Source organism: Brevundimonas sp. (assembly GCF_041688735.1).
Classification (GTDB): Bacteria; Pseudomonadota; Alphaproteobacteria; order Caulobacterales; family Caulobacteraceae; genus Brevundimonas.
This window is the reverse complement of the sequence record NZ_JBDNHO010000018.1, coordinates 21,714-31,476: the sequence shown is the minus strand read 5'-3', so window position 1 is coordinate 31,476 and position 9,763 is coordinate 21,714. Positions and strand designations below refer to the sequence as shown.

Annotated in this window: 10 protein-coding genes; 5 read left to right on the top strand and 5 right to left on the bottom strand. The window is 67.0% G+C overall.

The genetic code is table 11. From position 1 onward, the window contains the following. Positions 1–439, bottom strand: a 439-nt coding sequence (locus ACESMO_RS02535) for a fatty acid desaturase (RefSeq protein ID WP_372706612.1), incomplete at its 3' end; no start/stop codon positions are given. 20 nt (positions 440–459) lie between these two features. Continuing rightward, a complete protein-coding gene (locus tag ACESMO_RS02530; protein WP_372706611.1) occupies positions 460–972 on the bottom strand; it encodes a sterol desaturase family protein in 513 nt (170 codons plus the stop codon). Positions 973–1,055: 83 nt separating this feature from the next. Between ACESMO_RS02530 and fni the strand changes: the two genes are divergently transcribed. Beyond that, positions 1,056–2,075 carry a type 2 isopentenyl-diphosphate Delta-isomerase gene (gene fni, locus ACESMO_RS02525; RefSeq protein ID WP_372706610.1) on the top strand — a complete coding sequence of 340 codons (1,020 nt, stop codon included), beginning with the start codon at positions 1,056–1,058 and terminating at the stop codon, positions 2,073–2,075. Positions 2,076–2,165: 90 nt separating this feature from the next. Here the strand turns inward: fni and hutH are convergent, their stop codons facing one another. Both hutH and hutU read right to left on the bottom strand, forming a co-directional pair. Beyond that, the gene (gene hutH / locus ACESMO_RS02520) at positions 2,166–3,704 is read right to left on the bottom strand and encodes a histidine ammonia-lyase (protein ID WP_372706609.1); all 1,539 of its coding nucleotides are present in this window, start codon (positions 3,702–3,704) and stop codon (positions 2,166–2,168) included. A 3-nt stretch (positions 3,705–3,707) separates the two neighbouring features. Then, positions 3,708–5,393, bottom strand: coding sequence for a urocanate hydratase (gene hutU, locus ACESMO_RS02515; protein ID WP_372706608.1), 1,686 nt, complete (start codon positions 5,391–5,393; stop codon positions 3,708–3,710). Between hutU and ACESMO_RS02510 the strand changes: the two genes are divergently transcribed. Beyond that, positions 5,392–6,327 (top strand): agmatinase family protein, encoded by a 936-nt coding sequence (locus ACESMO_RS02510; RefSeq protein ID WP_372706607.1) that lies wholly within the window; start codon positions 5,392–5,394, stop codon positions 6,325–6,327. The two genes, hutU and ACESMO_RS02510, sit on opposite strands and share 2 nt — an antisense overlap. A gap of 40 nt (positions 6,328–6,367) precedes the next feature. Continuing rightward, positions 6,368–7,546, top strand: a complete 1,179-nt coding sequence (gene hutI, locus ACESMO_RS02505) for an imidazolonepropionase (RefSeq protein WP_372706613.1) — start codon at positions 6,368–6,370, stop codon at positions 7,544–7,546. Here the strand turns inward: hutI and ACESMO_RS02500 are convergent. Further along, positions 7,534–8,136: a nitroreductase gene (locus tag ACESMO_RS02500; RefSeq protein WP_372706606.1), complete on the bottom strand. Its 603-nt coding sequence runs from the start codon at positions 8,134–8,136 to the stop codon at positions 7,534–7,536. The two genes, hutI and ACESMO_RS02500, sit on opposite strands and share 13 nt — an antisense overlap. Positions 8,137–8,301: 165 nt before the next feature. On the opposite strand from ACESMO_RS02500, the gene ACESMO_RS02495 reads away from it, so the two are divergent. After that, a complete protein-coding gene (locus ACESMO_RS02495) occupies positions 8,302–8,835 on the top strand; it encodes an NUDIX domain-containing protein (protein ID WP_372706605.1) in 534 nt (177 codons plus the stop codon). Positions 8,836–8,928: 93 nt separating this feature from the next. Beyond that, the gene (gene cysE, locus ACESMO_RS02490) at positions 8,929–9,750 is read left to right on the top strand and encodes a serine O-acetyltransferase (protein ID WP_372706604.1); all 822 of its coding nucleotides are present in this window, start codon (positions 8,929–8,931) and stop codon (positions 9,748–9,750) included. The last annotated feature ends 13 nt before the right edge of the window (positions 9,751–9,763 follow it).

The window sequence follows — 9,763 nt, the reverse complement described above, 5'->3', positions numbered from 1 at the left end:
CTAGGACGAATAAATAGACCGCCAGCACCACCGTCACGATCAAGAACTCCCGCAGGCCGAAGTAGCGGTTAAAGAAGGCTTTGAACCAAGGCAGGAATGCCTCGGGCCTGTCGGCGTTGAAGTCGGGGTCGCTGGCCGTGCCGGGCGCGCGGTGGTGCTGGTGGTGGGCGACATTGAGCGCGCGATAGGAGAAGGCGGCATAGGCCCCCACACACATCTGTCCGACAACGCCGTTGACGCGGGGACGGCCGGGGGCGAGCGAGCCGTGCATGGCATCGTGCGCGACGATGAACATGCCCGTGCCCAGCCAGCTCTGGGCCATGATCAACAGCGGCGCTAGGAAGACGGTAGGCGCGGTCAGCGGGTGGAAGAAGACGCCCCAAATGTGCAGGCCGAGCCAGCCGCTGAAGATCAGCAGGGCAAGGGTGAGGCCGATCAAGCCCTGGCGGGCGTCAGGGCTCATTCGACGGAGGTCGAGGCGAGGGGGGTCGCCGCGCGATCGGCACGACGGGCCTTCAGGATGGCGTTCAGGCGGCGTGGGTTGGGCGCGAAGACAAAGCCAAACGATACTGCCCCCTCGCGGGTCTGAACCGCATGGTGCAGCTTGTGCGCCTGCACCAACCGCCGGGCATAGCCGTTGCGCGGCATCCAGCGGAACGGCCAACGCTGATGCACGAGGCCATCATGCACAAAGGCATAGACGACGCCGTACAGGGTGACTCCCAGCGCGATGGCGCGAATCCACCACAGGCCTGTCAGCCAAGCGATAACGAACAGACCCGTCCCGACGACGGCACCCACGACCCCGTAAAGGTCGTTGACCTCAAGCGTCTTGTCATGCGGTTCATGATGGTCGCGGTGCCAGCCCCAGCCCAAGGGGCCGTGCATGATGTACCGATGCGTCGTCCAGGCGACACCTTCCATGAGCAAGAAGACGCCAAGCGTGAGCAGGGTGAACCAGACAGCAATCATGGTCCGTACATTACGCCGCGTCGCGATGCGTTCCAACTGCGACCTTGGGCCTCTAAGGTCGCAGGGACATTGGAGTTCGCCACGTGACCGACATCACCTCCCGCAAGGACCAGCATCTGGACGTGATCCTCGCGGGCAAGGCGCGGCACGGACTGGACACCGGGTTCGCGGACGTGCGGTTCGTGCACGAGGCGCTGCCCGATCTCGACCACGGGAAAATCGACCTCGGCACGGACTTTTTCGGCCGGCGCCTGAAGGCGCCCCTGCTGATCAGCTCGATGACCGGCGGACCGGCACGGGCCGAGGCGATCAATGCGCGTCTCGCCGAGGCGGCGCAGCATCTCGGCATAGCCCTGGCGGTGGGGTCGCAGCGCGCGGCGCTGGAAAGCGGCGGGCACGCGGGGCTGGACATGGCGCTGCGGCTCAAGGCGCCGGACACGCCCATACTGGCCAACATCGGCGCGGCGCAACTGACGCGGGGTTTCGGTGTCGACGAGGCGCGGCGGGTCCTCGACATGATCGCCGCCGACGCCCTGATTGTGCATCTCAACCCTTTGCAGGAAGCCTGTCAGCCCGAAGGCGACCGGGACTGGTGGGGCGTCGGCGCCGCGCTGGAGGCCCTGGTCAAGGCTCTGGACGCGCCGGTGGTGGTCAAGGAGACCGGGGCAGGGATGTCGGCCGCTACCGCGAAACGGCTGTTGGCCATGGGCGTGGCGGCGGTCGATGTGGCCGGGGCCGGCGGCTCCAACTGGGGCACCGTCGAGGGTGAACGCGCGACGGCCGAGGCCGACAAGGCGCACGCCGCGGCCTTTGCCGACTGGGGTATTCCCACCGCCCGGTCGATCGCGGACATCAGGTCGGTCTGCCCCAGGGCATTGATTATCGGCTCAGGCGGGGTGCGGGACGGGGTCGACGCGGCCAAGGCCATCCGGCTGGGCGCGGACATGGTTGGCCAGGCCACCGGTGTCCTGGCGGCGGCGACGGTCTCGACTGAGGCCGTGGTCGACCATTTCCAGACCGTCATCCGGCAGATGCGCACCGTCTGTTTGTGCACGGGCTCGGCCAACCTGACCGCGCTGAGGAAGGCGCCTCTCCAAACCTGACGTCTTGAGGATCGTCGTGGCGTGATGCCTGAAAACGGCCAGGCATGCCTGCACGAAGAGGTCGCTTGCGATTCCGGGCTGATATGGAGGTCAGGTAGTGGCCGCCGACGGTAGCAGGTCGCCCGCGAACGCGCGGTAGCGACCGGCCCTGACGCCGTCTGTGGCGCGGGCGATGTCGGGCGCGAAATAATGGTCGCTGCCATAGGCGACGGCGGCCTCGCGGACGATGGCGAAAACCCTCTCAAGGTCCGGTGAGCTGGTCAGCGGTCGATGGAACTCCAGCCCCTGCGCGGCGGCGAGAAGTTCGATGCCGACGACGGTGGCCGTGTTTTCCGCCATCTCAAGAAGACGGCGCGCGCCGTGGGTGGCCATGGAGACGTGGTCTTCCTGATTGGCGCTGGTGGGCACGGTGTCGATCACGCAGGGATGGGCGACCATGCGGTTCTCGGCGACCAGAGCGGCGGCGGTGACCTGGGCGATCATGAAGCCGGAGTTGAGGCCGCTCTCCTTGACCAGAAAAGCGGGCAGGTCGCTCATCTTCGGATCGACGAGGATGGCGGTGCGGCGCTCCGAGATATTGCCAATCTCACACAGGGCCATGGCGATCTGATCGGCTGCATAAGCAACGGGTTCAGCGTGGAAGTTACCGCCGGAAATCACATCGCCGTCGTCGATGAATACCAGAGGATTGTCCGTCACGGCATTGGCCTCGCGCTCCAGCGTGGCCGCAGCGTGACGCATCACGTCCAAGGTCGCGCCCATGACCTGGGGTTGGCAGCGCAGGGAGTAAGGGTCCTGCACCTTGGAGCAATCGTGACGGTGGCTGTCTCGGATCCCGGAGCCGGTCATGAGGGCTCGGAGACGAGCGGCCACGTCGATCTGGCCGGGTTGGCCGCGCAGGGCGTGGATTCGGGCGTCAAAGGGGGCGTCCGATCCCTTCAGTGCATCGACAGACAGCGCACCGGCGGCGATGGCGCCGGCGAATGCCGCCTCCGTGGCGAACAGACCCGCCAGCGCCAGCGCAGTCGAACACTGGGTTCCGTTCAGCAGCGCCAGGCCTTCCTTTGGTCCCAAGGTCAGCGGCTTGATCCCGACCCGCGCCATCGCGTCTTCGGCCGACAGGGTTGCACCGGCCGCGCGCGCCTCGCCGACGCCGATCAGGACGCAGCTCATGTGGGCCAGAGGCGCCAGATCGCCCGAGGCGCCGACCGAGCCCTTGGACGGCACGCAGGGCAGGACGTCGGCGTTGACCAACGTGATCAGGGCTTCGAGCGTGCTCCGACGAATGCCGGAGGCACCCTTCGACAGGCTGGCGATCTTCAGCACCATCAGCAGGCGGGTGACGCTTTCGTCCAGCAGTGCCCCGACGCCGCAGGCGTGGCTGAGGACCAGATTCTTCTGAAGGGTCTCCAGATCGCCCGTGGCAATGGAGGTATTGGCCAGCAGGCCGAAGCCCGTGTTTATCCCGTAGACCGTGCGCCCCTCGGCCACGATGGCCGCGACGACGGCCGCGCCCCTTTCAACGGCGGACCAGGCGGTAGGGGCGAGTTCGACGGTGCAGGGGCCGTCGAGGACGGCGCGAAGCTGGGCGAGGATGAGCGGGGCGTGGCCGATTGTCAGATGGGTCATGGCCTAAGCTCCCATCGAGGGCAGGTTGAGCCCGTGCTCTCGCGCAGTGTCTTTCGCGATCTCGTAACCGGCGTCGGCGTGGCGCATGACGCCGGTGGCCGGGTCGTTCCACAGCACCCGTTCCAGTCGCCGGGCCGCCTCGGGCGTGCCGTCGGCGACGATGACCACGCCGGAATGCTGGGAATAACCCATGCCGACCCCGCCGCCGTGGTGCAGGGACACCCAGCTGGCGCCGGAGGCGGTGTTCAAAAGGGCGTTGAGCAGGGGCCAATCGGAGACGGCGTCCGACCCGTCCATCATGGCCTCGGTCTCGCGGTTCGGACTGGCGACCGAGCCGCTGTCGAGGTGGTCGCGGCCGATGACGATGGGCCCCGACAACTCGCCTGACGCCACCATGGCGTTAAACATCAGCCCGGCGCGGTGACGGTCGCCCAATCCGATCCAGCAGATGCGCGCCGGAAGACCTTGGAAGGCAATACGTTCGCCGGCCATGTCGAGCCAGCGGTGCAAGCCGGCATCATCCGGAAAGAGTGTTTTCATCGCCGCGTCGGTCTTGCGGATGTCGTCGGGATCGCCGGTCAGGGCGGCCCAGCGGAAGGGGCCGATGCCGCGACAGAACAGTGGGCGGATGTAGGCCGGGACGAACCCCGGAAAGGCGAAGGCGTCTCCGACGCCCGCGTCGAAGGCGACCTGACGGATGTTGTTGCCATAGTCGGTGACCGGGATGCCGGCGGACTGGAAGTCCAGCATGGCCCGGACGTGGACGGCGCAGGATTTCCGCGCCGCAGCCTCCACGGCGGCGGGGTCGGACACGCGTTTGTCCTCCCACTCTGCGACGGTCCAGCCTTGAGGGAGGTAGCCGTTGATGAGGTCATGGGCGCTGGTCTGGTCGGTAACCAGATCCGGCCTGACGCCGCGCTTGACCAATTCAGGCAGAACATCCGCCGCGTTTCCCAACAATCCGACTGATATGACCTTTTTTTCCGCATTGGCCTTTTCGATCAACGTCAGGGCCTCGTCCAGCGTCTCTGCCAGGACATCGAGGTAGCGGGTCTTCAACCGCATCTCGATACGGCTGCGCTGGCATTCGACGGCGAGACACGACGCGCCGGCCATGGTCGCCGCCAGGGTCTGGGCGCCGCCCATGCCGCCGAGACCGGCGGTGAGGATCCATCTGCCCGACCAGTCGCCGCCATAGTGCTGGCGTCCGGCCTCCATGAAGGTCTCGTAGGTGCCCTGAACGATGCCCTGGGTGCCGATGTAGATCCACGAGCCAGCCGTCATCTGGCCGTACATCATCAGCCCCTTGCGATCGAGTTCGTTGAAATGCTCCCAGGTGGCCCATTTTGGCACCAGGTTGGAGTTGGCGATCAAGACGCGTGGGGCGTCTTCATGAGTGCGGAAAACGCCGACGGGTTTGCCCGACTGGACCAGCAGGGTCTCGTCCGGCGCGAGGGTCTGCAGTTCGGCCACGATGCGGTCGAAGCTGGGCCAGTCTCGTGCGGCCTTGCCGATGCCGCCGTAAACGACCAGGTCTTCGGGACGTTCGGCGACCTCGGGGTCGAGGTTGTTCATCAGCATGCGCATGGCGGCTTCGGCCGCCCAGGTGCGAGCCGTCTTCTCGGGTCCTCGAGGGCTGCGGACCACTCTCGTGTTCGGGCGCGCGCTCGTGGTCTGTTGAGTCGTCATGACCGCGTCTCTACGCTGCGAAACCATGATCATGGAAGACTCAGACTCCCTCGGTTGGCCAAGCGTCGCTGATCTGATCGGCGATCACCCTCAAGCGGCGGTGGCGCTGATCGGCGCGGGGCTGAACGAACGGTCGTTGACGCCCGGCCGGTGCGACCTCGGCCCCAAAGCGTTTCGCGCCGTCATGCCCCGGTTTTCGACCTATGACGTCGAGACGGGCCGTGAGCTGACCACGCGAGTCCACGACGCCGGGGACGTGGTTCTGAAAGCCGTATCGCCCGCAGGCGCGTTCGAGCCGATCAGGGCGGCGGTCGAGGCCCAGGTCGCGCGCGGGCTGACGGTCCTGATCGGCGGCAATAATGCCGTCACGCGGCCGGGGGTGCACGGGGTGGCGTTCGCGAGCGGCCTCGGCCGGGTCGCTGTCCTGACGCTCGACACCCATTTCGACTTGAGGGACACCGATCAGGGCCTGACCAACGGCAATCCGATTCAGGCGCTGCTGGAGGACGGGCTGGATGGCCGGCGCATCAGCCAGGTCGGGCTGGCACCCTTCGCCAATACCCGGCGGGCGCATGAGAAGGCGCAGGCGGCGGGCATATCGGTCCGGACGGCGCGCGAGTGCCGGGATCGCGGACTGGCGACCGTCGTGACCGAGGAACTGGCGCGGCTGTCAGGCCTCTGCGAGGTTATCTACGTCGACTTCGACATTGATGTCATTGACCGGAGCCAGTGGCCGGCCTCGCCGGGCGCTCGTCCGGGCGGGGTGTCGGTGCAGGACTTCTTCGACGCGACCCGGGTCATCGGTGCGCATCCGAAGGTGAAGGCGGTCGACCTGACGGAATACGATCCCTCGCTGGAAATCGGCGACCTGGGTTCGCTGACGGCGGGGCGGTGGTTCTGCGAACTTTTGGCCGGGTTCGAAGCGCGTGGCTGACCGCTTCGACCACCTCATCGTCGATTGTCGCCTGGCCGCCATGGTCGAGGGCGGCGAGGCCTATGGCGCGATCGAGGACGGGGCGATCTTGGTCCGCGCCGGGCGGATCGCGTGGGTCGGTTCTCGGGCGGGTCTGCCGCCGCACGAGGCGGTGGAAACTGACCGGCTGGACGGCCGCTGGGTCACGCCGGGCCTGATCGACTGCCACACCCATCTGGTCTTCGGCGGCGACCGCTCGGACGAGTTCGAGCAGCGACTGAACGGGGTGACCTATGAGGAGATCGCGCGCGCCGGGGGCGGCATCGTCTCGACCATGGCGGCCACCCGGGCGGCGTCGGAGGACGCGCTGTTCGCTTCGGCGTCGGCGCGGCTGGCGGGGTTAAGGGCCAGCGGGGTCACCACGGTCGAGATCAAGTCGGGCTATGGCCTTGATCTGGACAGCGAATTGAAGATGCTGCGGGTCGCGCGTCGGATCGGGCAAGAGGCGGGGGTGCGCGTGCGGACCAGCTATCTGGGCCTGCATGCGGTGCCGCCCGAATTTCGCGCGGACCGGGCGGCCTATGTCGATCTGGCCATCGATTGTGTCCTGCCCGCCGCCCACGCCGAGGGGCTGATCGACGCCGTCGATGCCTATTGCGAGCCGATCGCCTTCTCCCGGGATGAAGTCGCGCGGTTGTTCGAGCGCGCCAAGGCGCTGGGACTGCCGGTCAAGCTTCATGCCGACCAGTTGTCCGACGCCGGGGGCGCGGCGCTGGCCGCTCACTACGGCGCCCTGTCGGCGGATCACGTCGAGCACGCCACGGACGCGGGGATCCGGGCCATGGCCGAAGCGGGCGTCGTCGCCGTGCTGCTGCCCGGGGCCTATCTGATGTTGCGCGAGACCACTCCGCCGCCGATAGACCTGTTCCGCCGCCATGGGGTGGCGATGGCTGTGGCGACGGACTGTAATCCCGGTACCTCTCCGGTCGCCTCGATGACGGCGGCCCTGAACCTCGCCTGCGTCCAGTTCCGCCTGACGCCCGAGGAGGCCTTGGTGGGGGCCACGCGCAATGCGGCGCGGGCACTGGGCTTGTCGAGTGATATCGGGACTCTGGAAGCCGGCAAGGTGGCCGACCTGGCGGTCTGGGACGTCGAGCGGCCCGCAGAACTGGCCTACTGGCTGGGCAAGCCGCTACTCAACCGGCGGATGGTCGACGGGCTCTGGGGTCAGTCGACGTAGGTAATGATGGACGCGACGTCGGGGCGAGGACGCTCCAGCAAGGCTTCCGCGACTGTGCCGATGTGGATGAAACCCGCGACCTTTTCCCCGGGCTTCATACCCATCAGCGTGAGGGCTTCGGGGTCGTAGCTATACCAGTCGGTGATCCAGCTGCTGGAATAGCCCAAGGCGCCGGCGGCGTGCTCGATGTTCATGCAGACCGCGCCTGCGGACAGCTGCTGCTCCCAGACGGGCACTGTCGGGCTCTCGACGGGCGACGAAATCACCAGAACGCTCGTCGGCGCTGCGGTCAGTTTTGCGAGCACCTTTAGTGCCTTGTCGGGACCCGTCTGGCGGCTTGCCAACGGGGCGAGCGCCTTGGCCAGATCCGCGCGGCTATTCGGCCCCATCACCACGAACCGCCAGGGGAACAGCTTGCCGTGATCGGGCGTTCGCGCCCCGAGCCTCAGAATGCGTCCGATCTCATCCCGCGAGGGACCGGGCGCGCCGAGAGCCTGCGCCGGCGCGGAGCGTCGGTTGGCCAGCCGCGTCTGCAGTTCGGCGGAGGGCACGGGAAAGGGGAGGGACTGGCCCAGATCGGCGTCGGTCATCAAGTCTAGCTAGTCGTCCGCGCGACGGTGCGCCATACCCCGCCAATGAGAGACTCTCGACGAGCCTTTGACGCCGACCGGCCCGATCCGATTTGGGACGATGGAAGCCACCGTCCTCCGCCGTGGCGCGACGACGGGTCGAGCACGATCTTTGAGAGCCCTTGGATGCGTCTCACTCAACACGACGCCACCGCGCCCACGGGCATGCGCAACAACTATGTGGTGATGCGGCCCCAGAATCTGTCGGTCGGCGTCCTGCCCGTGCACGACGATGGCTCGGTCACCCTGGTCGGCCAGCAGCGCTTCGGCTTGATGAACTATTCGTGGGAAATGCCAGAAGGTGGAGCGCCTTATGACGAGGACCCGATCGATGGCGTGAAGCGCGAACTGGCCGAGGAGGCCGGGCTCGCGGCGTCGCATTGGCGCGAGGCGCTGAAGATCGAGTTGAGCAATTCGATCACCGACCAACGGGCCATGGCCTGGGTCGCCTGGGGTCTCAGCGCCATGCCGATCGCGCCGGACCCGACAGAAATCATCCGGGTCACCCGCGTGCCGTTCGGCGACCTGATGCGAGAGATCGCGCGAGGCTCGGTGCGCGACATGTTCACGGTGGCGACCACGCTGCGCGCCTACCATATGGCTCACCAAGGCGAACTTCCGCCTTGCCTGGCGAAGGCTATGCTGGCGAGCGTGCGATGACTGCTCGTCGTGACCGACGCCCAGGAATTACGTTGGGCGATTTTCTGGGTTCAGATCGATCGACCTGAATCCAGACTGGCGATGGAGACACCTATGCCCAAATTGGAAGTCGTCGCCCGACGGCCGGACATCTGGTCGGAACTGCGCGACTCGGCCGAGGTGGCGTCGCGCGACGAGCCGCATCTGGCGTCGCAGATGAACGCCGTGATCCTGTCGCACGGCGATCTGGCCAGCGCGCTCGGCTTCCAGATCGGGCGCAAGCTGGGCAACAGCGAACTGGGGCCCATGTCGGCGCGCGAACTTTGCCGCGACGCCTTCGCCGCCGACCGGTTCATCGTCGCGGCCGCCGAGGCTGATCTTCAAGCCGTGATTGAGCGCGATCCCGCGATCAAGACGCTGTTGCAACCCTTCCTTTATTTCAAGGGCTTCCAGGCGCTGCAGGCCTGGCGGGTGTCGCACTGGCTTTGGACCGAGGGCCGCGAAACCCTGGCCTTCCATTTCCAGAGCCGCATCTCCGAACTGTTCCAGGTCGACATCCATCCCGCGGCCCAGCTGGGGTCTGGCCTGTTCCTCGACCACGGCACAGGGATCGTCATCGGCGAGACGGCGGTGGTGGGCGACGAAGTGTCGATGCTGCACGCCGTGACCCTGGGTGGGACCGGTGCCGAGCGCGGCGACCGTCACCCCAAGATCGGAAGGGGCGTCCTGCTCGGCGCGGGCGCCAAGGTGCTCGGCAACATCACGGTGGGCGACTACGCCAAAGTGGCCTCCGGTTCGGTGGTGCTGAAGGCCGTTCCCGCCGGATGCACCGTCGCGGGCGTGCCCGCACGACTGGTCAATTGCCCGACCGACGCCACGCCCGCCCGGACGATGGACCATACGCTGGCGGACGTCGTCTACGACTTCGTCATCTGAGGGTTTCCCTTTC